The 22,255-nt window shown below is 65.1% G+C and carries 23 protein-coding genes and 1 tRNA gene; 22 read left to right on the top strand and 2 right to left on the bottom strand.

The annotated features are described in order from the left end of the window. Positions 1-6: 6 nt before the first annotated feature. From AC1DOQ_RS18060 to AC1DOQ_RS18035, 6 genes are all read left to right on the top strand, one after another. Positions 7-363, top strand: a complete 357-nt coding sequence (locus tag AC1DOQ_RS18060) for an STAS domain-containing protein (RefSeq protein WP_230029853.1) — start codon at positions 7-9, stop codon at positions 361-363. Further along, entirely contained in the window at positions 363-830 is a 468-nt protein-coding gene (locus AC1DOQ_RS18055; RefSeq protein WP_442121804.1) for an anti-sigma regulatory factor, read from the top strand. The genes AC1DOQ_RS18060 and AC1DOQ_RS18055 overlap by 1 nt, the downstream gene beginning before the upstream one ends. Next, a complete protein-coding gene (locus AC1DOQ_RS18050; protein WP_477367199.1) occupies positions 818-1,852 on the top strand; it encodes a SpoIIE family protein phosphatase in 1,035 nt (344 codons plus the stop codon). The genes AC1DOQ_RS18055 and AC1DOQ_RS18050 overlap by 13 nt, the downstream gene beginning before the upstream one ends. Next, positions 1,849-3,171, top strand: coding sequence for an ATP-binding protein (locus tag AC1DOQ_RS18045; protein ID WP_477367197.1), 1,323 nt, complete (start codon positions 1,849-1,851; stop codon positions 3,169-3,171). The genes AC1DOQ_RS18050 and AC1DOQ_RS18045 overlap by 4 nt, the downstream gene beginning before the upstream one ends. A 3-nt stretch (positions 3,172-3,174) precedes the next feature. Continuing rightward, on the top strand, positions 3,175-5,064 hold the full coding sequence (locus tag AC1DOQ_RS18040) for a hybrid sensor histidine kinase/response regulator (RefSeq protein ID WP_477367194.1): 1,890 nt from the start codon (positions 3,175-3,177) through the stop codon (positions 5,062-5,064). Positions 5,065-5,158: 94 nt separating this feature from the next. After that, positions 5,159-5,347 carry a hypothetical protein gene (locus tag AC1DOQ_RS18035; RefSeq protein WP_477367192.1) on the top strand — a complete coding sequence of 63 codons (189 nt, stop codon included), beginning with the start codon at positions 5,159-5,161 and terminating at the stop codon, positions 5,345-5,347. A gap of 75 nt (positions 5,348-5,422) precedes the next feature. On the opposite strand, the gene AC1DOQ_RS18030 is transcribed toward AC1DOQ_RS18035, so the two are convergent. Beyond that, entirely contained in the window at positions 5,423-6,841 is a 1,419-nt protein-coding gene (locus tag AC1DOQ_RS18030) for a M16 family metallopeptidase (protein WP_477367189.1), read from the bottom strand. A gap of 10 nt (positions 6,842-6,851) precedes the next feature. Next, on the bottom strand, positions 6,852-8,264 hold the full coding sequence (locus AC1DOQ_RS18025) for a M16 family metallopeptidase (RefSeq protein ID WP_477367186.1): 1,413 nt from the start codon (positions 8,262-8,264) through the stop codon (positions 6,852-6,854). Positions 8,265-8,664: 400 nt separating this feature from the next. Between AC1DOQ_RS18025 and AC1DOQ_RS18020 the strand changes: the two genes are divergently transcribed. The 16 genes from AC1DOQ_RS18020 (at position 8,665) to nuoI (ending at position 22,241) form a co-directional block, all read left to right on the top strand. Further along, positions 8,665-9,426 (top strand): GIN domain-containing protein, encoded by a 762-nt coding sequence (locus tag AC1DOQ_RS18020; protein WP_477367183.1) that lies wholly within the window; start codon positions 8,665-8,667, stop codon positions 9,424-9,426. Between the two features lie 38 nt (positions 9,427-9,464). Next, on the top strand, positions 9,465-10,079 hold the full coding sequence (locus tag AC1DOQ_RS18015) for a tetratricopeptide repeat protein (RefSeq protein ID WP_477367180.1): 615 nt from the start codon (positions 9,465-9,467) through the stop codon (positions 10,077-10,079). Between the two features lie 165 nt (positions 10,080-10,244). After that, positions 10,245-10,586, top strand: a complete 342-nt coding sequence (locus tag AC1DOQ_RS18010; protein WP_477367177.1) for a KGG domain-containing protein — start codon at positions 10,245-10,247, stop codon at positions 10,584-10,586. Positions 10,587-10,927: 341 nt separating this feature from the next. After that, positions 10,928-11,914 (top strand): NAD(P)H-quinone oxidoreductase, encoded by a 987-nt coding sequence (locus AC1DOQ_RS18005; RefSeq protein ID WP_477367174.1) that lies wholly within the window; start codon positions 10,928-10,930, stop codon positions 11,912-11,914. Between the two features lie 136 nt (positions 11,915-12,050). Beyond that, complete coding sequence (gene tpiA, locus AC1DOQ_RS18000; protein WP_477367171.1) at positions 12,051-12,797, top strand: triose-phosphate isomerase; 747 nt, start codon at positions 12,051-12,053, stop codon at positions 12,795-12,797. Between the two features lie 53 nt (positions 12,798-12,850). After that, positions 12,851-13,264: a preprotein translocase subunit SecG gene (gene secG, locus AC1DOQ_RS17995; protein WP_477367168.1), complete on the top strand. Its 414-nt coding sequence runs from the start codon at positions 12,851-12,853 to the stop codon at positions 13,262-13,264. 225 nt (positions 13,265-13,489) lie between these two features. Beyond that, positions 13,490-13,574, top strand: a tRNA-Leu gene (locus AC1DOQ_RS17990). 204 nt (positions 13,575-13,778) lie between these two features. Continuing rightward, positions 13,779-14,138, top strand: coding sequence for an NADH-quinone oxidoreductase subunit A (locus AC1DOQ_RS17985; protein WP_442121792.1), 360 nt, complete (start codon positions 13,779-13,781; stop codon positions 14,136-14,138). A gap of 3 nt (positions 14,139-14,141) precedes the next feature. Continuing rightward, positions 14,142-14,618, top strand: coding sequence for a NuoB/complex I 20 kDa subunit family protein (locus tag AC1DOQ_RS17980; RefSeq protein WP_135190173.1), 477 nt, complete (start codon positions 14,142-14,144; stop codon positions 14,616-14,618). A gap of 18 nt (positions 14,619-14,636) precedes the next feature. After that, positions 14,637-15,230, top strand: a complete 594-nt coding sequence (locus tag AC1DOQ_RS17975; protein WP_477367165.1) for an NADH-quinone oxidoreductase subunit C — start codon at positions 14,637-14,639, stop codon at positions 15,228-15,230. Next, complete coding sequence (locus tag AC1DOQ_RS17970) at positions 15,230-16,483, top strand: NADH-quinone oxidoreductase subunit D (RefSeq protein WP_477367162.1); 1,254 nt, start codon at positions 15,230-15,232, stop codon at positions 16,481-16,483. The genes AC1DOQ_RS17975 and AC1DOQ_RS17970 overlap by 1 nt, the downstream gene beginning before the upstream one ends. A gap of 24 nt (positions 16,484-16,507) precedes the next feature. Next, positions 16,508-16,984: an NADH-quinone oxidoreductase subunit NuoE gene (nuoE, locus tag AC1DOQ_RS17965; protein WP_442121789.1), complete on the top strand. Its 477-nt coding sequence runs from the start codon at positions 16,508-16,510 to the stop codon at positions 16,982-16,984. Further along, positions 16,981-18,276: an NADH-quinone oxidoreductase subunit NuoF gene (gene nuoF / locus AC1DOQ_RS17960; RefSeq protein WP_477367159.1), complete on the top strand. Its 1,296-nt coding sequence runs from the start codon at positions 16,981-16,983 to the stop codon at positions 18,274-18,276. The genes nuoE and nuoF overlap by 4 nt, the downstream gene beginning before the upstream one ends. A 21-nt stretch (positions 18,277-18,297) precedes the next feature. After that, on the top strand, positions 18,298-20,652 hold the full coding sequence (gene nuoG, locus AC1DOQ_RS17955; RefSeq protein ID WP_477367156.1) for an NADH-quinone oxidoreductase subunit NuoG: 2,355 nt from the start codon (positions 18,298-18,300) through the stop codon (positions 20,650-20,652). Positions 20,653-20,657: 5 nt separating this feature from the next. Then, the gene (gene nuoH, locus AC1DOQ_RS17950) at positions 20,658-21,740 is read left to right on the top strand and encodes an NADH-quinone oxidoreductase subunit NuoH (protein WP_477367153.1); all 1,083 of its coding nucleotides are present in this window, start codon (positions 20,658-20,660) and stop codon (positions 21,738-21,740) included. 12 nt (positions 21,741-21,752) lie between these two features. Further along, positions 21,753-22,241 carry an NADH-quinone oxidoreductase subunit NuoI gene (gene nuoI / locus AC1DOQ_RS17945; RefSeq protein ID WP_047826271.1) on the top strand — a complete coding sequence of 163 codons (489 nt, stop codon included), beginning with the start codon at positions 21,753-21,755 and terminating at the stop codon, positions 22,239-22,241. Positions 22,242-22,255: the final 14 nt, after the last annotated feature.

The following is a 22,255-nucleotide window of genomic DNA, read 5'->3' as shown; positions in this document are numbered from 1 at the left end:
ATCCCCATGGAACGCATCCCGATTCTCCGCATGGGCGACCTGCTGCTGGTGACGATCCAGGTCGACATGCATGACCGCCTCGCGATGACCTTGCAGGACGACCTGACCGAGCGCATCGTGCGCGATAATGCGAAGGGCGTGCTGATCGACATCTCGGCGCTGGACCTGGTCGACTCCTTCATCGGACGCATGATCAGCAATACCGCCGCGATGGCGCGCGTGCTGGACGCCCAGACCGTGGTGGTCGGCATGCAGCCGGCGGTGGCGATCACGCTGGTGGAGCTGGGCCTGACCCTGCACGGCGTGAAGACGGCACTCAACGTGGAAAAGGGCATGACCCTGTTAGGAAAGACGCACTTTTGATGAGCGCAGCTCTCAATCACGCAGTGACTTTCGAGACCGCGCTCCTGGAGCGCGACAGCCGGCTGCGTACCGCGCGCACCACGCTTCCGCTGCGATCCGACGAGGACGTGGTGGGCTTGCGCAAGCAGGTGCGCGAGCGCGCGGTGGCGATCGCGCTGTCGCTGGTCGACCAGACCAAGCTGGTGACGGCCGCCAGCGAACTGGCGCGCAACACGATCAAGTACGGCGGTGGCGGCGAAGTCCACCTCGACGCGCTGGAAGACGGTTTCAAGCTTGGGATCGGCCTGATCTTCGTGGATAATGGGCCGGGCATTCCCGACCTCGACCAGGCGCTGCGCGACGGTTTCACGACCGGCGGCGGCCTGGGCCTCGGACTGGGCGGTTCGAAACGCCTGGTCGACGAGTTCGCAATCGATTCCCGCGCAGGAGAGGGCACCGCAGTGTCTGTCGTCAAATGGAAACGCTGATCAGTTCACTGTTACCGCAGCTCGTCTTCCCGATCAACCACGCCAGTGACATCGCCGCCGCCCGCCGCGCAGGCCAGAAGCTGGCCGACGAGCTGGCCTTCGACGAGGTCCAGGCCGGCCGGCTGGCGATCGTGGTCACCGAGGCCGGTACCAATATCCTCAAGCATGCGGGCGAGGGCACCCTCTACCTCATGCGCGCGCAGTCGGGCGTGGAGATGGCCGGCATCGACGTGCTGGCGGTCGACGACGGTCCCGGCATCCACGACTTTTCCAGCAGCTTGCGCGACGGCGTGTCCACCGCCGGCACGGCCGGCACCGGCCTGGGCGCGCTGCAGCGCCAGTCGGACGAGTTCGACGTCTGGTCGATGCCCGGCCGCGGCGCCGCCTTCTTCATGCGCCTGTGGCGCGGCAGTCCGCCGCCGCGTCCCTGCGGGGTCGAGGTCGGCGCGCTGTGCGTGCCGATGAGCGGCGAGGAAGCCTGCGGCGACGGCTGGGCCGTGAGCTGCGACCCCGACGGCGCCACCCTGCTCGGGGTCGACGGCCTGGGCCACGGTCCGGAAGCCGCCAAGGCCGCGCGCGCGGCCGTGCATGCCCTCGAACGCCGGCCATCCTCGGCGCCGTCCGAGGTGCTGCACACGGCCCACGAGGCGCTGCGCATCACGCGCGGCGCGGCGCTGTCGGTGGCGCGCATCGACTACAGCGGCAACGACGTGCGCTTCGCCGGCATCGGCAACGTCAGCTGCGTGGTCCACGACGGCGCCGCGCGGCGCGCGCTGGTATCGCACAACGGCATCGTCGGCGCCAATATGCGCAAGGTGCAGGAGTTCGCGGCCGACTGCCCGCCGGGTGCGATCGTGATCCTGCATTCGGACGGTGTGCAGACCCAGTGGGACCTGAACGACTATCCCGGCCTCTACGCGCGCACGCCGGCGCTGGTGGCCGGCATTCTGATGCGCGACTTCATCCGCCGCCGCGACGACGCCATGGTGCTGGTCGGCCGGCGCCGGGGAGAACACACATGAGTACCCAGCGCATCCTCAGCGTCAGCCTGTCCGCCGACCAGGACGTGGTGCTGGTGCGCCAGCGCGCGCGCCAGCTGTCGGCACTGCTCGGCTTTTCGCAGCAGGACCAGGTGCGCATCGCCACCGCCATATCGGAAGTGGCGCGCGGCGCCTGCCAGATCGCGTTCGGCGGGCGCGCCTCGTTCCAGGTGGCTTACCGTGGCAGCCGCCAGAGTCTCGAGATGACGATCGCGGCCGGCGCTGCCGCCGTCGGCGCGGACCTGCCGGACGACGCCGTGGTGACGGCGCACCGCCTGATGGACGAATGCGCGATCGAGACGGACGCGCAGGGCGTCCCGATCGTCACGATGAGCAAGGCATTGCCGGCCCAGGCCTGGGTCGACGCGGCCCGGCTGGCGGAGCTGGGCGCCCAGCTCGCCAAGGACAGTCCGGTCGCCAACAGCTACCTCGAGGTGCACCAGCAGAACCAGGAACTGGTGGCCACGCTGGCCGAGCTGCGCGAGCGCCAGGAAGACCTGCTCGAGCTGACCCGCGAGCTGGAGGACACCAACCGCGGCATCGTCGCGCTGTACGCCGAGATCGAGGACAAGGCCGAGCGCCTGCGCAAGGCCGACGAAATGAAGTCGCGCTTCCTGTCGAACACCAGCCACGAGCTGCGTACGCCGCTGTCCTCGATCCGCGCCCTGTCCCAGCTGCTGCTGGCCCGCCTGGACGGCGACCTGACGCCGGAACAGGAACGCCAGGTGAGGTTCATCGAGAAGGCCGCCAACGACCTGTCCGAGCTGGTCAACGACCTGCTCGACCTGGCCAAGATCGAGGCCGGCAAGGTCGAATTGCTGCTGGCGCCGGTGGTGGCGGACAACCTGTTCCGCGCGCTCAAGGGCATGCTGCGGCCGCTGGTCGACGAGTCCAGGGTCGAGCTGGTATTCGAGACACCGGACTTCGACGAACCCTTCGAATCGGACGAGGGCAAGATTGCCCAGGTGCTGCGCAACTTCATCTCGAACGCCCTCAAGTTCACGGAACAGGGAGAGGTCCGCGTACGCGCGGTCCGGGACCTGGAACGCGATACCATCACCTTCGCGGTGACCGACACCGGGATCGGCATCGGCCCGGACAACCTGCAGCTGATCTTCGAGGAATTCAGCCAGATCGAACACCCGCTGCAACGCCGCAGCAAGGGCACGGGCCTCGGCCTGCCGCTGTGCCGCAAGCTGGCCGAACTGCTCGGCGGTAGGGTCGAAGTGGAAAGCCGGGTCGGCGAGGGATCCACCTTCAGCCTGGTACTGCCGTGGCGCTTCCCGCACATAGATGGATAGACGATGACGAACTCCACCCTGATCCTGAATGTCGACGACAACGACGGCGCCCGCTACGCCAAGACGCGGATCCTGCAGAGCGCCGGCTTCGAGGTCGTCGAAGCCACCAACGGCACCGACGCGCTGGCGGCCGTCAAGCGCGGCGGGATTGCGCTGGTCCTGCTGGACGTCAAGCTCCCCGACATCAACGGCATCGAGGTTTGCCGCCGCATCAAGGTCGACCCCGACAGCGCCATGGTGCTGGTGCTGCAGACCTCTGCCGCGCTGACCGGGCGCGCCGACAAGATCCGCGGCCTGGAGGGCGGCGCCGACAACTACCTGGCGGCGCCGATCGAAGCCGACGAGCTGATCGCCAACGTCAACGCGCTGCTGCGCATGCGCCGCACCCAGAGCGCACTGCGCGACAGCGAGGAGCGCTTCCGCCAGCTGACCGACAATATCGAGGACGTGTTCTGGATGTTCTCGGTGCCCGAGGGGGTGCTCGAATACGTGAGCCCGGCCTATCCGGCGATCTGGGGCCGCAGCATCGAGTCGCTGGAACGCGAGCCGGGCAGCTGGATGGACGCCGTGCATCCCGACGACCGCGGCCATATCGATGGCCTGTGGCGCGGCCTGCAGCACAAGCCGCATTACGAGGCCGAATTCCGCATCATGCCGGAAGACGGTTCGCTGCGCTGGGTGCGCGACCGCCTGTTCCCGGTGCGCGACGCCCGCGACCAGGTCTACCGCGTGGCGCGCGTCACCAGCGACATCACACGGCGCAAGGAGATGGAAAGCCTGCTGCGCGCGGCCGACAGCAACAAGAACGAATTCCTGGCGACCCTGGCGCACGAGCTGCGCAATCCCTTGTCGCCGATCCGCAATGCGGCCGCGCTGCTGGGTTCCACCGGCGCCGGCGCGGCCGAGCGCCAGGCGCGCGCGCGCGAAGTCATCACGCGCCAGGTCGACCACCTGGCCCACCTGGTCGACGATCTGCTGGACGTGGCGCGTATCTCGGAAGGCAAGATCGCGCTGCGCAAGGAAGAAGTCGACATCAAGGGCGTGATCGCGCAGGCGATCGAGACCGCCGGCCCGCTGATCGCGGCGCGCGAGCACCGCCTCGAGGTGGCCCAGCCCGAGCGCCAGATCTGGGTCTCGGGCGATCCGGTGCGCCTGGCCCAGTCGATGGGCAACCTGCTGCACAACGCCGCCAAGTTCACGCCCAAGGGCGGCCTGATCCACGTCGAGGTCCAGCTGGACGGCGATACCGTGCGCATCGCGGTGCAGGACAACGGCATCGGCATCGCCGACGACAACCTGCCGCGCATCTTCGGCATGTTCGCCCAGGCCGCCGTGCCGCCGGACCGCGCGCCGGAAGGGCTGGGGATCGGCCTGTCGCTGGTCTCGCGCCTGCTCGAGATGCACGGCGGACGCCTGACGGCCAGCAGCCCCGGGATCGGCATGGGCAGCACCTTCACGGTCGAGCTGCCGGTGCTGCGCACCTCGATGCCGGAACAGGCCGCGCCGGCCGCGGAGGAGGGCGGGCAGGCGGTGCAGAAGGGCCGCCGCGTGCTGCTGGTCGACGATAATGTCGACGCCATGGAGATGATGGCCTTCCTGCTGGCCGAGATGGGCTACGAAGCCCATACCACGGCCGACGCCACCGGCATCGTCGAGCTGGCTTCGGCGCTGCGCCCGGACGTGATCGTGCTCGACATCGGCCTGCCGACGGTCGACGGCTACGAGGTGGCGCGCATGCTCAAGCAGCACCCGGCGCTGAAGTCGATCCGGCTGGTGGCCCACACCGGCTACGGTTCGCCGGAAGACCGCCGCAAGGCGCAGGAGGCGGGTTTCGATGCGCACCTGGTGAAACCGGCGGAGCTGGACGACCTCGAAAAGGCCTTGCAAGGCTGATTGAACGTGCCCGCGCGTTACGTTCGTCATCGCACCGAACTGCGCGCATCGCGGGACTATTCTGGCGGCATCAACCTGCCACACGGAGGCCATCATGCCCAAGGGAGCCAGCCCGAAACGCGAGCGCGAGTACAAGAAGCTCGAGACCGAGTTCAAGAAGGAACACCGCTATCCCGGCCGCGAGGAAGAAGTCGCCTCGCGCATCGTCAACAAGCAGCGCGCCGAGCACGGCGAGACCAGGCAGTCGTCGAGCGGCGGCAGCAAGCAGTCGGCCAAGAAGTGATCCGCGGATGAAAAAAGCCTCCCGGGCTCGCACCCGGGAGGCTTTTGCTCGTCCTTGCGACGGCTCAGCGGCCCATCACTTGTCGGTGACGGTGAAGTCGCCGAAGGCCTTCAGCTGCTCACCCACGGACTTGCTGTCGCCGACCACCACGATCGACTGGTTTTCCGGGGCGAAGTACTTCTTCGAGACGTCGCGCACCTGTTCCGGCGTGACCTTCTGGATCAGCGGCACGTACTGGGACAGGAACTCGGGCGGCAGGCCGACCAGCCAGTTCATCGCCAGGGTGGCGGCCACCGCGCGCTGCATCTGGTTGGACAGCACGTAGCCGCCGGCCACGTAGCGCTTGTGCATCTCCATTTCCTGCGGCGAGATCAGCTCGCCGCCGATGCGCTTGTACTCGTTGAAGTACTCGGTCAGGGCCGCGCCGGTGACTTCGTTGCGCACGTCGGCGCCGCCGACGATGCTGCCGCCTTCGCGCATCATGCGCGCGCCGGCCGAGGCGCCGTAGGTGTAGCCCTTTTCCTCGCGCAGGTTGATGTTGACGCGGCTCGAGAAGCCGCCGCCGAGGATGGTGCTGGCCAGGCGCAGCGGCACCTGGTCGCCGGCGGTGGCGGCGATGCCGGAGCCGGCCACGCGGATGGTCGACTGCACGCTGCCCGGACGTTCCAGCAGGATGTGGACCGGCTTGGCGGCATCCGGCGCTTTTGCGCTTGCCGCCGGGGCCGGGCCTTCGGCCTTCCAGTCGCCGAAGGCTTGCTGGGCCAGCTTCATGGCGTCGGCTTCCTTGATGCGGCCCGTGATCACCAGCAGCGCCTGGTCGGGACGGAAGCGCTTGGCGTGCTCGGTGCGCAGCAGCGCCTCGTCGACCGAATTGATGCCTTCGACGGTCGGCGTGGTGTGGCCGTAGGGGTGCTCGCCGAATACCGCGCGGTTGACGGCGCGCTCGGCGCGGAAGCGCGGCTGGGTTTCCTGTACGCGCAGGGACTGCAGCGCGTTGGCTTTGGCCAGCGCCACTTCCTTGGCCGGGAAGGATGGCGTGCGGGCGACTTCGGCCAGCAGCTGCATCATGGGACCGGCCTGCGAAGCCAGGGCGTTGGCGCTGACGGTGATGCCGTCGGCGCTGGCGCCGCCGCCAACCGAGCCGCCCAGGCCCTGGGCCAGTTCGGCGATGGCGCGCGAATCGTGCCTGGCGGTGCCTTCGTTCAGCAGGCCCGCCATCATGTTGGCGAAGCCCGGGTGGGCGGCATCGTCGGCGATGAAGCCGGCGCCGCGCACGGCCAGCACCATGTCGACGCGCGGCACGCCGTTGCGCGGCACCACCCAGACCTGCAGGCCGTTGGCCAGGGTCTTCTTGGCGATGTGCGGCGAGGGCAGCGGTTTGTCCTTGGCGTAGGCGGGCATGCCGGCCGGCCTGGCCGGGGCGGCGGCGTCGGCGGCGAAGGCCGGGCTTGCAAACGCCATCGAGATGGCGGAAATGAGCATCAGTTTTTTCATCGTGCTCTCCTTATTTCTTGTCGGTTGGGGCCGGGGTGGTGACGGCCTTGTTGGCCGGCTGCGGCGCGGCCGCCGGTGCGGGCTTCGCCACCGGCCGGCGGTCGATCACGGTGCGGTTGGCCTTCACCAGGTAGGTGGCGGCAACGCGCTGGACATCCTTCGACGTCACGCCTTCGATCCAGCCCGGCACCTTGTTGACCACGTTGGCGTCGCCCCACAGGGTCTGCAGCTTGGCCAGGGTGTCGGCGCGGCTCAGGATGTTTTCGAGACCGTTGTTCCAGTCGGCCAGCATGCTGGTCTTGACGCGCTTCAGGGTGGCTTCGTCGACGCCATCCCTGGCGACCTTGGCGATCTCCTCGTCCATGGCGGCCAGCATGGCGTCGGCGCTGCTGTTCGGCTTGTACAGGCCGGTGACGGTGAACAGGGTCGGGCCGTCGTACTCGAACGGCCCGGTCAGGCCGAAGCCGCCGGAGATGTTCAGCGCGATCTCGCGGCCCTTCACCATGCCCTGGTAGAACAGCGAGGCGTCGCCGCCGGCCAGCAGTTCGGCCAGTACGGCCATCGGGGCCTGGTCGGCCGTGCCGCGGGCCGGTACTTTCCAGGCGGCGGCCACGGCCGGCACCTGGGCCAGGGCGTCGCTCTGCTCGATGCGTTTTTCCTGGGTGTTCAGGCCTTCCGAGAAGTCGGTGGCTTTCGGGGTCGGGCGCCTGGCGATGCCGCCGAAGTATTTCTGGGCCAGCGCGAAGCCCTGGGCCGGCGTGACGTCGCCGGCGATCGCCAGCACCGCGTTGTTCGGGCCGTAGTAGTCGCGGTGGAAGCCGCGCACGTCGTCCAGGCTGGCGCCTTCGAGGTCTTCGAAGCTGCCGTAGCCGTCGTGGTTGTTCTCCCACTTGTTGAAGGCCAGCTTGCTGATGTCGATCCAGTTGAAGCCGCCGTAAGGCTGGTTCTTCACGTTCACGCGGATCTCTTCCTTCACCACGTCCTGCTGGTTCTTCAGCGTGGCCGGGTTGAAGTCGAGGGTCTTCATGCGGTCCGCTTCCAGCCACAGGATGGGCTCGAGCGAGGACACCGGCGCGGTCTCGATGTAGTTGGTGAAGTCCGGACGGGTCGAGCCGTTGTTGCGGCCGCCGCCGCCGGTGATGGTGCGGTCGAACACGCCCTTCGGCGAATTCGGCGTGCCCTGGAACATCAGGTGTTCGAACAGGTGGGCGAAGCCGGTGCGGTTGCGCGGCTCCAGGCGCATGCCGACGTGGTAGACGACCGATACGCCGACGGTCGGCGAGCTGTGGTCTTCGGAGACGACGACCGTCAGGCCGTTGTCGAGCTTCTTGACGTTGACCGGCAGGGTCCACTGGTCGCTGTTCGCGGCGTACGCGGACAGCGACAGCGACACCCCGGCCAGCAGGGCGGGTAATAGGCGCATGCGCATTGATAACCTCTGGTTTGGGCTGAACTCGAAACTGCGTCTTTCTGTCCGGATCGTATCCAGGCAGCGGCCCATATTAACGCAATGTCATGCAAATAAGTAACTTTTTGTTTGGGTGGCAACTAAATGCGGAGACGATTCGATGACAAATGCGTACAGTTTTTCGCGGCGGGGCGGCGCATAATGACCGGTTCCGCCGCGTCTCCGGTCTGCATGTCATGCCCGCCATCGTGTCGCTCGGGCCTCGCTTTCTGCAGTTCGTCGCAATCCCGTGGGCATGGACGCGCCGGGCCTTTACTCTGACCATGTGTGATGCCAACTTGAAAATTGTCGAAGTGGCACAATTTCATCGAGCGCGGTACGCTTGCGCAACAAGAACATGGATTCGGAGAACTGGATGAACAAGGTTTTTAAGCTCGGCATGGCGGCCGCGGGTATTGTTGCCTGTTTCGGTGTAGCACAGGCAGCGCCCGAGGTCGCCACCGAGACCCGCCCCATCGATGCGCGCGTGGTGCGCGTGAAGCTCGACGGCGCGGTCGACCTGCGGATCAGGCAGGGCAGCACGGCCACCCTGACCCTGAGCGGCGATCCGCGCTGGCTGGCCAAGACCGTGACGGTGCAGAGCGGCGACACGCTGAACATCGATACCGACATCCACGGCCGCGTGCGCCTCGGTTCCCTGCACGCCGAGCTGACCCTGCCGGCGCTGCGCGAGGTGAGTTCCGAGAGCCTGGGCTCGACCGACGTCTCCGGCTTCTCCGGCGACGAGCTGGAACTGAGCCTGGATGGCGCCGGATCGATGCGCATCTCCTGTAACTACAGGATGGTGACGGCCAGCCTGGGTGGCATCGGCAGCATGAACCTGACCAGCCTGAACGGCGAGGGCGTCGACCTGAACCTGCGCGGCGCCGGTTTCGTGACCCTGAACGGGCGCGCCAGGTGGCTGAAGGCCGACCTCGGTGGCCTGGGCAGCCTGGATGCGAAGGAATTCGTCGCCGACAGCGTCAACGTCGACCTGTCCGGCCTCGGCAACGCCAGCGTCACGGCGCACCAGAACGCCAGCCTGAACCTGTCCGGCATGGGCTCGGTGACGGTGTACGGCAAGCCCCTGAACCGCAAGGTGGCGGTCGACGGCCTGGGCAAGGTGAGCTGGAAGTAGGACAACAATACAATAAGAATACCGTTCCGAACGAGACAATGAGAAAACACATCGTTGCCATCCTGCTGGCCCTGGGGCTGCACAGCAGTGCGATGGCAGGCTTCACGGAAGGCGCCAACGCCTACAACGCCCGCAACTATGCGCTGGCGTTGAAGGAAATCACGCCGCTCGCCAAGGCGGGCGACGCGGATGCGCAGCATTTGCTGGGCCTGATGTACTACATGGGCCGCGGCGTGCAGCGCGACTACAAGCAGGCCTTCGCCTGGCACTACAAGGCGGCCCAGCAGGGCAAGGCCGACGCCCAGTACGTGATCGGTGCGATGTACTACACCGGCAACGCGGTGCCCGTGGACCAGAAGCTGGCGGTGACCTGGTTCCGCAAGGCCGCCGAGCAGGGCCACCCGGACGCCCAGCACGCGCTCGGCCTGATGTACCGCTACCACGTGGCCGGCATGCCCCAGGACCTCGTCATCGCCTACATGCTGTGGAACCTGGCGGCCGCCAACGGCCACCGCAGCGCCACCGAGCAGCGCGCCCTGATCGCGCGCCAGATGACTCAGGAGCAGGTCGAGGAAGCGCAGGCGCTGTCGCGCAACTGGAAGCCCGGCACCCCCTTGCCGACCCAGTCCAGAACCGGCAGCAACAATTCCTGAGTTGCTTTCTGGTGCAAAGACCAGACTGACGTAGCTTGAAGGCCTGATCCTACAAAGCCATGGGGCTTTCGTGGTGGGCGGGCAGGTGCATGGTGTCTACCATGTACTCGTCTCAGCCAGTTTTCGAACGGGCTGGTGCATAACCCACTATTATCGGAGGCAACCATGGCATCGAACAATCAAGGCGGCGGCAACAAGGGCAACAACCAGAGCGACACCAGCAACCGCGGCTTCGCATCGATGGATCCGCAGAAACAGCGTGAAATCGCTTCGGAAGGCGGCAAGGCAGCACACGCTTCGGGCAATGCCCACGAGTTCAACTCGGAAGAAGCCCGCCGTGCCGGCTCCATGAGCCACAAGAACGACGGCAGCCAGCAGAGCCAGGGCGGCGGCAGCCAGCAGAGCGGCGGCGGCAGCGGTGGCAGCGGCGGCGGCACCCGCGGCGGCTCGTCCGAGCAGCATGCGAAGGCTGGCTCGCAGAGCCACAAGAATGACAACAAGAAGTAATTAGCAGCAGCACCAAGTAGTAGCACCCCGTCGTCCCCGCGCAGGCGGGGACCCGAGTTCTGCGAGCGCTGTCGAAACGCTTGCAGGCTTGGGTCCCCGCCTTCGCGGGGACGACGTTGTTTACCGAGGTCTATCCTCTATCGACTGCACGGACAGCTCGACGCTCCGTGGCTTTCCTTGAGCTGGCGCCAACCCGCGTTGCATTCTCGCCGCGCCTGAGCATTAAGTTGCGCAATGATAACGGTATCAGCAATTTCCGGGCGGCAGTTCGCTTGGTCGCAGCTTGCCGGTGGCGTACAATTGCCACTTGTTTAACAGGCCTATCCGCACAGGAGTCTCCCATGCGCGCTATCGAAATTACCCAGCCCGGCTCGCCCGAGGTGCTGCAACCCTGCGAGCGTCCGCTGCCCGTGCTGAAGGCCGGCGAAATCCTGATCCGCGTGATCGCGGCCGGCGTCAACCGTCCCGACGTGTTTCAGCGCCTCGGCCAGTATCCGGTGCCGCCCGGCGCATCCGACCTGCCTGGCCTCGAAGTGGCCGGCGAGATCGTCGACGGCGAACTCGGCGACAGCGGCTTCAGGAAGGGCGACCTGGTGTGCGCCCTGGTGCAGGGCGGCGGCTATGCCGAATACTGCGCGGCCCCGCTCGAGCAATGCCTGCCGGTGCCGAAGGGACTGAGTCCGCTGGAAGCGGCCTCGCTGCCCGAAACCTTCTTTACCGTCTGGAGCAATGTGTTCCAGCGCGCCGCCCTGCAGCCGGGCGAGACCCTGCTGGTGCAGGGGGGCAGTTCGGGCATCGGCGTCACCGCGATCCAGCTCGCGACCGCCATGGGCCATCGCGTGTTCGCCACCGCCGGCAGCGAAGACAAATGCCGCGCCTGCGAGCAGCTCGGCGCCGAGCGCGCCGTCAACTATAAAACCGAGGATTTCTCGGCCGTGGTCAAGGAACTGACCGGCGGGAAGGGCGTCGACGTCGTGCTCGACATGGTCGGCGGCGACTACATCAAGCGCGAGATCGCCTGCCTGGCCGACGACGGCCGCATCGCCCTGATCGCGCTGCTGGGCGGCGCGCGCACCGAGGTCGACCTCGGCCAGGTGCTGCGCCGCCGGCTGACGATTACCGGCTCGACCCTGCGTCCGCGCCCGGTGGCCTTCAAGGCCCGGATCGCACGCGAGTTGCGCGAACGCGTCTGGCCGCTGATCGAGGCCGGCAAGATCAGGCCGGTGATCCACCGCAGCTTCCCGCTCGAGCAGGCCGCCCAGGCCCATGCCCTGATGGAGAGCAGCGCCCACGTCGGCAAGATCATGCTGCAGGTGGCGCCCGCCTGACCTGGCGCCCGCCACCGAGGAAACGAATACCCACAACTTTGGAAAACACCATGAATGACAAGCATTTGGTCAGCCTTCGTTTGACCGTCCATTCAACGACCGCTAAAATAGCGGGTTATTTGACCGTGAGGTTTTGATGCGGCCCAAGCTCATCGTAGGTAACTGGAAGATGAACGGCAGCCGTGTGGTCAATGCGGCCTTGTTGGCGGATATCGCCGCGGGACTCGGCGATGCGAAGGCGGCGGTCGCCGTGTGCGTGCCGGCACCCTATCTGCAACAGTGCGAAGACACGCTTGCAGGCAGTGCCATCGCCTGGGGTGCGCAGGATGTGTCCGCATATGAAGGCGGCGCCTATACGGGCGAAGTGTGCGCGAAGATGCTGTCCGACTTCGCCTGCCGCTACGTGATCGTCGGCCACTCGGAGCGCCGCGCCTACCATGGCGAGAGCAGCGAACTGGTGGCGCGCAAGGCGCAGGCGGCGCTGAAGGAGGGGTTGATCCCGATCGTCTGCGTCGGCGAAACGCTGGAGCAGCGCGAAGCGGGGCAGACCTTCGACGTGGTCGGCGCCCAGCTCGATGCGGTGCTGGAACTGCTGCCGGCTGAAGCGGTGGCGAAGATCGTGGTTGCCTACGAACCCGTGTGGGCGATCGGTACCGGCAGGACCGCGACGCCGGACATGGCGCAGGAAGTGCATGCGCGGCTGCGCGAGCAATTGCGGGTACGTAACGGCGATGCGGCGGATGGCGTGGCCATCCTGTACGGCGGCAGCATGAAGCCGGAGAATGCGCGCGAACTGCTGTCCCAGCCCGACATCGACGGCGGACTGATTGGCGGGGCGGCGTTGAAGGCGCAGGATTTTCTGGCTATTATTCACGCGACCTGAGCATGCCGCCAGAATAGAATTTGCAACGTAGTTAACCTTGGAATGGAATAATAATGAACGTGTTGTTCAATCTGATCGTTGTTCTGCAGGTCGTGTCCGCGCTGGCCATCATCGGTCTCGTGCTCGTCCAGCACGGTAAGGGCGCCGACATGGGCGCCGCCTTCGGCTCCGGCGCGTCCGGCAGCCTGTTCGGCGCCAGCGGCTCGTCCAACTTCCTGTCGAAGTCGACCGCAGTGGCCGCAGCGATCTTCTTCGCCTCGACCCTGACCCTGGCCTACTTCGGTACCAACCGTCCGGCAGCCAGCATCGGCGGCGGGGTGATGGAACACGCGACCGTTCCGGCGACTGCGCCTGCAAACAATGCCGGCAATGCCGTGCCGAACACGGCACCGGCTCCGGCTACTCCGGCGCCGGCCGCGACCCAGGACGTCCCGGCGGCCGCGCCGGCCCCGGCTCCATCCAAATAAGCAGGCTTCCGGTCCGCCCGGCAAAAGCGGACCGCTCCGTGCAGGCTTGCGCGGGGTGGTGTAGTATCGGTGGGTTCTTTCCGCCAGCAAGCCCTGGCGGCTTCTCGACCCGCCAGGCTGTGAATACAGCGAAAATGCAGTAGAGAAAAAACAGTAAAATTCCTTGTGCTAGCGCAATTTGAGCATTGAAGAAGGTGCTAAGGCAGGGTAGAATACTGGTCTCCAGCCGACGTGGTGAAATTGGTAGACACGCTATCTTGAGGGGGTAGTGGCGCAAGCTGTGCGAGTTCGAGTCTCGCCGTCGGCACCAAGATACAGAAGCCAGCTAGGGCGCACGGGCTCCGCTCCTGCACTAGCTGGCTTTTTTACGAGGATCTCTGAGGATCCTGGAAAACATCCCAGGGTCTTCGGTCGTACGATCCTGGTGGTAGGCAAAAAGCCAGGATTGCGCGATGCGGTGCTGCAGACAAATGCAGTGTTTTATCAACCGATCGTTCAATAAGGCTTTTCTGCTGTGAACCTCGAGAATTACTTCCCCGTCCTTTTGTTCCTTCTTGTCGGTATCGGCGTTGGCGTCGCTCCGCAAGTCCTCGGCCGCATCATTGCGCCGCACCGTCCCGACGCTGCCAAGCTGTCGCCGTACGAATGCGGTTTCGAAGCATTCGAAGATGCGCGCATGAAATTCGACGTCCGGTACTACCTGGTCGCGATCCTGTTTATTTTGTTTGATCTGGAAACGGCATTCTTCTTCCCATGGGGCGTCTCGATTCGCGACCTGGGCTGGCCGGCGTTCGTCACGATGATGGTCTTCATCGCCGAATTCGTTGTCGGTTTCTGGTACATCTGGAAGAAAGGTGCCCTTGATTGGGAATAAGCCATGGCTATTGAAGGCGTTTTAAACGAAGGTTTTGTTACCACCACAGCCGATAAGCTGATCAACTGGGCCCGTACCGGTTCGATGTGGCCGATGACGTTCGGTCTCGCATGCTGCGCGGTCGAAATGATGCACGCGGGCGCCGCCCGTTACGACCTCGACCGCTTCGGTGTTGTGTTCCGCCCGTCCCCGCGCCAGTCCGACGTGATGATCGTCGCCGGCACCCTGTGCAACAAGATGGCGCCGGCACTGCGCAAGGTCTACGACCAGATGGCCGAGCCGCGCTGGGTCATCTCGATGGGTTCCTGCGCCAACGGCGGCGGCTACTACCACTACTCCTATTCGGTCGTCCGCGGCTGCGACCGCATCGTGCCGGTCGACGTCTACGTCCCGGGCTGCCCTCCGACCGCTGAAGCCCTGCTGTACGGCATCATCCAGCTCCAGAACAAGATCAAGCGCACCAACACCATCGCGCGATAAAACCAAGCAGCTAACACCATGACGACAAAACTCGAAGTCCTTGAGCTCGCCCTGAAGAATGCGCTCGGCGAGCGCGCCGCCATTTCGTCGGCTCTCGGCGAAGTAACCGTGGTAGTCAAGGCCGCCGACTACCTGTCGGCGATGCAGACCCTGCGCGACGATAAATCGCTCGCGTTCGAAGAAATGATCGACCTCTGCGGCGTCGACTACCTGAACTATGGCGAAGGCACCTGGGATGGCCTGCGCTTCGCGGTGGTGGTGCACCTGCTGTCGATCGAGCACAACTGGCGCGTGCGCGTCCGCGTGTTCTGCCCGGACGACGAAATGCCCCTGGTCCAGTCGATCACCGGCATCTGGCGCAACGCCAACTGGTTCGAGCGCGAAGCGTTCGACCTGTACGGCATCCTGTTCGAAGGTCACGGCGACCTGCGCCGCATCCTGACCGACTATGGCTTCATCGGCCACCCGTTCCGCAAGGACTTCCCGATTTCGGGTTACGTCGAGATGCGCTACGACCCCGAGCAGAAGCGCGTGATCTACCAACCCGTGACGATCGAGCCGCGTGAAAACATTCCGCGCGTGATCCGCGAAGAAACCTACGGGATGAAATAATGGCTGAGCTTAAGAATTACACCCTGAACTTTGGTCCGCAGCACCCGGCAGCGCACGGCGTGCTGCGCCTCGTGCTGGAACTGGACGGCGAGGTCATCCAGCGCGCCGACCCGCACATCGGCCTGCTGCACCGCGGCACCGAGAAGCTGGCGGAAACCCGCACCTACCTGCAGTCGGTGCCGTACATGGACCGCCTCGACTACGTGTCGATGATGTGCAACGAGCACGGCTACGTGCTGGCGATCGAGAAGCTGCTGGGCATCGAAGCCCCGATCCGCGCGCAGTACATCCGCACCATGTTCGACGAGATCACCCGCATCCTGAACCACCTGATGTGGCTGGGCGCGCACGCGCTGGACATCGGCGCCATGGGTCCCTTCCTGTACGCCTTCCGCGACCGCGAAGACCTGTTCGACGTCTATGAAGCGGTGTCGGGCGCGCGCATGCATGCGGCCTACTACCGCCCGGGCGGCGTGTACCGCGACCTGCCGGACGAAATGCCGAAGCACAAGCCGTCGCTGGTGCGCAACCAGCGCGCCGTGGACGAGCTGAACGAAATCCGCCAGGGTTCGGTGCTCGACTTCATCGAAGGCTTCACCAAGCGCTTCGACGGCTATGTCGATGAATACGAGACCCTGCTGACCGACAACCGTATCTGGAAACAGCGTACCGTCGGCATCGGCGTGGTGACCCCGGAAGACGCGAAGGGCATGGGCTTCTCGGGCCCGATGCTGCGCGGCTCGGGCATCGCCTGGGACCTGCGCAAGGTCCAGCCGTACGCCGCCTACGACAAGGTGGAATTCGACGTCCCGGTCGGCACCAACGGCGACTCCTACGACCGCTACCTGGTCCGCGTCGAAGAGCTGCGCCAGTCGAACCGCATCGTCAAGCAGTGCGTCGCCTGGCTGAAGGCGAACCCGGGTCCGGTCATGATCGACAATAACAAGATCGCGCCGCCGTCGCGCGTCGACATGAAGTCGAACATGGAATCGCTGATCCACCACTTCAAGCTGTTCTCCGAAGGCTTCCACGTGCCGCCGGGCGAGGTCTACACCGGCATCGAGCATCCGAAGGGCGAGTTCGGCATCTACATCGTGTCGGACGGCGCCAACAAGCCGTACCGCCTGAAGATCCGTACCCCGGACTATGTGCACCTGCAGAGCCTGGATGAAATGGCGCGCGGCCACATGATTGCCGACGCCGTGACCATCATCGGTACGCAGGACATCGTGTTCGGTTCGATTGACCGCTGATCCGGTCGATAAGGAAGAGAAAAAATGTTATCTGAGCAGTGCTTACAAAAAATTGACCGCGAGCTGGCGAAATACCCGGCCGACCAGCGTCAATCGGCCGTGATGGCCGCGCTGGCCCACGCACAAGTCGAAAAGGGATGGCTGGCGCCTGAAACGATGCAGGAAATCGCCGACTACATCGGCATGCCCGCCATCGCCGTGCAAGAAGTCGCGACTTTCTACAACATGTACAACCTGAAGCCGGTCGGCAAGCACAAGATCACCGTGTGCACCAACCTGCCTTGCGCCCTGTCGGGCGGCGAGCGCGCCGGCCAGCGCATCAAGGATGCCCTGGGCATCGACTACCGCGGCACCACCGAAGACGGCCAGTTCACCCTGCTGGAAGGCGAGTGCATGGGCGCCTGCGGCGACGCCCCCGTCATGCTGGTGAATAACCACCGCATGTGCTCGTTCATGAGCGACGAGAAGATCGACGCCCTGCTGGAGGAACTGAACAAATGACCAGCCTGCACGACCGCCACATCAATCCGCTGATCCTGAAGGATCTGAACGGCGACAACTGGCACCTGGCCGACTACGTCAAGCGTGGCGGCTACTCGGCCCTGCGCAAGATCCTGGAAGAGGGCATCACCCCCGAGCAGATCATTGCCGACCTGAAGACTTCCGGCCTGCGCGGCCGCGGCGGCGCGGGTTTCCCGACCGGCCTGAAGTGGAGCTTCATGCCGCGCCAGTTCCCGGGCCAGAAATACCTCGTCTGCAACACCGACGAAGGCGAGCCGGGCACGTTCAAGGACCGCGACATCATCCGCTACAACCCGCACGCGCTGATCGAAGGCATGGCCATCGGCGCCTACGCGATGGGCATCACCGTGGGCTACAACTACATCCACGGCGAGATCTTCCAGGAATACCTGCGCTTCGAAGAGGCGCTGGAAGAGGCGCGCGCCGCCGGCTTCCTGGGCGATAACATCATGGGTTCGCAGTTCTCGTTCCAGCTGCACGCCCACCACGGCTACGGCGCCTACATCTGCGGCGAAGAAACCGCGCTGCTGGAGTCGCTGGAAGGCAAGAAGGGCCAGCCGCGCTTCAAGCCGCCGTTCCCGGCCTCGTTCGGCCTGTACGGCAAGCCGACCACCATCAACAACACCGAGACCTTCGCAGCCGTTCCGTTCATCCTGAACATGGGCGCCGAGAACTACATGGGCCTCGGCAAGCCGAACAACGGCGGCACCAAGATCTTCTCCATCTCGGGCGACGTCGAGCGTCCGGGCAACTACGAAGTCCCGCTGGGCACCCCGTTCGCCAAGCTGATGGAGCTGGCCGGCGGCATGCGCGGAGGCAAGAAGATCAAGGCCGTCATCCCCGGCGGTTCGTCCGCTCCGGTGATCCGCGGCGACGTCATGATGGACACCGACCTGGACTACGACTCGATCGCCAAGGCCGGTTCGATGCTGGGTTCGGGCGCCGTGATCGTCATGGACGAGACCCGCTGCATGGTCAAGTCGCTGCTGCGCCTGTCCTACTTCTACTACGAGGAATCGTGCGGCCAGTGCACCCCGTGCCGTGAAGGCACCGGCTGGATGTACCGCATGGTCCACCGTATCGAGCACGGCCAGGGCCGTCCGGAAGACATGGATCTGCTGAACAACATCGCCTTCAACATCAAGGGCCGCACCATCTGCGCGCTGGGCGACGCCGCGGCGATGCCGGTGGAAGCGATGATCAAGAACTTCCGCGAGGAATTCGAATATCACATCGAGCACAAGCACTGCCTCGTGCCCGCATACCTTTAAACCAGGTCAGGTAACGATCAAATGGTTGAAATTGAATTAGACGGCAAGAAAGTAGAAGTCCCACCAGGTTCCATGGTGATGGACGCCGCGAACAAACTGGGAACCTATATCCCGCACTTCTGCTATCACAAGAAACTGTCGATCGCAGCGAACTGCCGCATGTGCCTGGTGGAAGTCGAGAAGGCGCCGAAGCCGATGCCGGCTTGCGCGACCCCGGTTTCGCCCGGCATGATCGTGCGCACCCACAGCGACAAGGCGGTGCAGGCACAGAAGTCCGTGATGGAATTCCTGCTGATTAACCACCCGCTGGATTGCCCGATCTGCGACCAGGGCGGCGAATGCCAGCTGCAGGACCTGGCCGTCGGCTACGGCAAGAGCGGCTCGCGCTACAGCGAAGAAAAGCGCGTCGTGACTCCGAAGGAAGCCGGTCCGCTGATCTCGATGGAAGAGATGAGCCGCTGCATCCAGTGCACCCGTTGCGTGCGCTTCGGCCAGGAAGTGGCCGGCGTGATGGAATTCGGCATGGTCGGCCGCGGCGAGCACTCGGAGATCACCACCTTCGTCGGCAAGACCGTCGACTCCGAAGTGTCGGGCAACATGATCGACCTGTGCCCGGTCGGCGCGCTGACCTCGAAGCCGTTCCGCTACTCGGCGCGTCCGTGGGAACTGCAGCGCCGCCGTTCGGTGTCGCCGCACGACTCGCTGGGCACCAACCTGATCGTCCAGGTCAAGGGCGGCAAGGTGATGCGCGTGCTGCCGCTGGAAAACGAGAACATCAACGAGTGCTGGCTGTCGGACAAGGACCGCTTCGCCTACGAATCGCTGGACAACGCCGAGCGCCTGGTCAACCCGATGATCAAGCAGGACGGCAAGTGGATCGACACCGACTGGCAGACCGCCCTCGAGTACGTCGCCCACGGCCTGCGTAACATCCGTCACGAGCATGGCGCCGACAACATCGCCGCCGTCGCGACCCCGCACTCGACCGTCGAAGAACTGTTCCTGCTGCAGAAAGCCATGCGCGGCTTCGGCATCGAGAACGTCGACTTCCGCCTGCGCCAGACCGACTTTACCCTGGACGGCGCCGCTGGTTCCAACTTTGTGCCGCACCTGGGCATGCCGATCGCCGAACTGTCGACGCTCAAGCGCGTGCTGGTCGTCGGTTCCTTCCTGCGCAAGGACCACCCGCTGGCCGCGACCCGCCTGCGCGCCGCCGTCAAGTCGGGCGCCAAGCTGTCGATCGTCCACGGTTCGGACGACGACAACCTGATCCCGACCCACGGCCGCATCATTGCCGCGCCGTCGGACTGGCTGGCTGCGCTGTCGGAAATCGCCGTTGCTGTCGCCGCCGCCAAGGGTGTCCAGGCCCCGGCCGGTTTCGAAGGCATCGAAGTGTCGGCTGCCGTGAAGGCCATCGCCGCCACCCTGGTCGTGGAAAACGCCGCGGACCTGCCGGGCGCCGTCCTGCTGGGTAACGCCGCCATGCAGCATCCGGAAGCCTCGAAGCTGCACGCCGTGGCCCAGTGGATCGCCGAGCAGACCGGCGCCAAGTTCGGCTACTTCGTCGACGCCGCCAACACCGTCGGCGGCTACCTCGTGAACGCTATCTCGAACAATGCCGCGAACCTGTTCGCCCAGCCGAAGAAAGCCTATGTGCTGCTGAACGCCGAGCCGGAACTGGACGCCGCCAACCCGCAGCAAGCCATCAAGGCCCTGCAGGGCGCCGAGATGGTCGTCGCGATGTCGGCCTTCAAGCACGGCATGGACTACGCCGACGTGCTGCTGCCGATCTCGCCGTTCAGCGAGACCGCCGGTACCTTCGTCAACTGCGAAGGCCGCGCACAGAGCTTCAACGGCACCGTCAAGCCGCTGGGCGAGACCCGCCCGGCCTGGAAAGTGCTGCGCGTGCTGGGCAACCTGCTGGGCCTGTCGGGCTTCGACTACGAGAACTCGGAGTCGATCCGCGACGAAGCGCTGGGCGGCAAGGACGTCGACCTGTCGGCCAGGCTGAACAACGTCGCCAAGCTGGCGCCGGTGCCGGCCAAGTATGCCGACGTCAAGGACGGCGAGCTGAAGCTGGAGCGCCTGGCCGACGTGCCGATCTACTTCGCCGACGCCATCGCGCGCCGTTCGGAACCGCTGCTGCGCACCGCCGACGCCCAGGCACCGCTGGCCACCATCTCGGCCAAGCTGGCCGAAGTGCTGGGCGTGCAGGCCGGCGACATGGTCACCGTGCAGCAAGGGGAGGGCAGTGCGACCCTGGTCGCCGCCGTCGATGTGCGCCTGCCGGCGAACGTCGTGCGCGTGGCCGCGGCTCACCAGCTGACCTCGTCGCTGGGCGCCATGTTCGGTCCGATTTCGATTGAAAAGGCTTAATAAAAATGTCGATGCCTGATGTACTCAATAGTTTCTACGCAGGCGGCGAAAGCCTGGTAGGTCCGACTGTCTGGACCTTTGCCTGGACGCTGCTCAAGATCGTCGTCATCGTTGCCCCGCTGATGGGCCTGGTGGCTTACCTGACGCTGTGGGAGCGCAAGCTGATCGGCTGGATCCAGATCCGCGTCGGCCCGAACCGCGTCGGCCCGATCGGATTGCTGCAGCCGCTCGCCGACGGCGTCAAGCTGCTGCTCAAGGAAATCGTCATCCCGGCCAAGGCCAACTCGTCGCTGTTCGTGATCGGTCCGATCATGACCATCATGCCGGCGCTGGCCGCGTGGGCGGTGATTCCCTTCGGTCCGCAAGCCGCTCTGGCCAACGTCAACGCCGGCCTGCTGCTGCTGCTGGCGATCACTTCGATGGAGGTGTACGGCATCATCATCGCCGGCTGGGCCTCGAACTCGAAGTACTCGTTCATGGGCGCGATGCGCGCCTCGGCCCAGATGATCTCCTACGAGATCCCGATGGGTTTCGTGATGGTCGTGATCCTGATGGTGTCCGGTTCGCTGAACTTCTCCGACATCGTCGGCGCCCAGACCCGCGGCCACTTCGCCGGCATGGGCCTGAGCTTCCTGTCGTGGAACTGGCTGCCGCTGCTGCCGCTGTTCGTCATCTACCTCACTTCCGGCCTGGCCGAGTGCAACCGCCACCCCTTCGACGTGGTGGAAGGCGAATCGGAAATCGTGGCCGGCCACATGGTCGAGTACTCGGGCATGTCCTACGCGATGTTCATGCTGGCCGAATACGCCAACATGATCCTGGTGGCCACGCTGGCGTCGATCATGTTCCTGGGCGGCTGGGCGGCACCGTTCTCCTTCCTGGAGTTCGGCGCGCTGGGCGGCTTCTTCTGGCTGTTCGCGAAAGCCTTCCTGGTCGTGTCGCTGTTCATCTGGGTCCGCGGTACCTTCCCGCGTTACCGCTATGACCAGATCATGCGCCTGGGCTGGAAAGTGTTCATCCCGCTGACTCTGGTATGGCTGGTCCTGGTCGCTGCCGTGATGCAGACGCCTTGGAACATTTGGAAGTAAGGAAGCGCTGAAATGACTCGAGTAAAAGACTTTTTCGGCAGCCTGATGCTGACCGAGCTATTCAAGGGCCTGGCCCTGACCGGTAAGTATGCGCTGTCGCGCAAGATCACCGTGCAGTACCCGGAAGAAAAGACCCCGATCTCGCCGCGGTTCCGCGGCCTGCACGCGCTGCGCCGCTACCCCAACGGGGAAGAGCGCTGCATCGCCTGCAAGCTGTGCGAAGCGGTGTGCCCGGCAATGGCGATCACGATCGAATCGGCGCAGCGCGAGGACGGCACCCGCCGCACCACGCGCTACGACATCGACCTGACCAAGTGCATCTTCTGCGGCTTCTGCGAAGAATCCTGCCCGGTCGATTCGATCGTCGAAACCCAGGTGCTGGAATACCACGGCGAAAAGCGTGGCGACCTGTACTACACCAAGGAAATGCTCCTGGCCGTGGGTGACCGCTACGAGAATGACATCGCCGCCGCACGCGCCGCCGATGCCAAATATCGTTAATCGCGCTAATAACA

The organism is Massilia sp. 01N417, from assembly GCF_056399645.1.
Note: the sequence above shows the minus strand (reverse complement) of the source record. Positions and strands in the feature narration are given on the sequence as shown.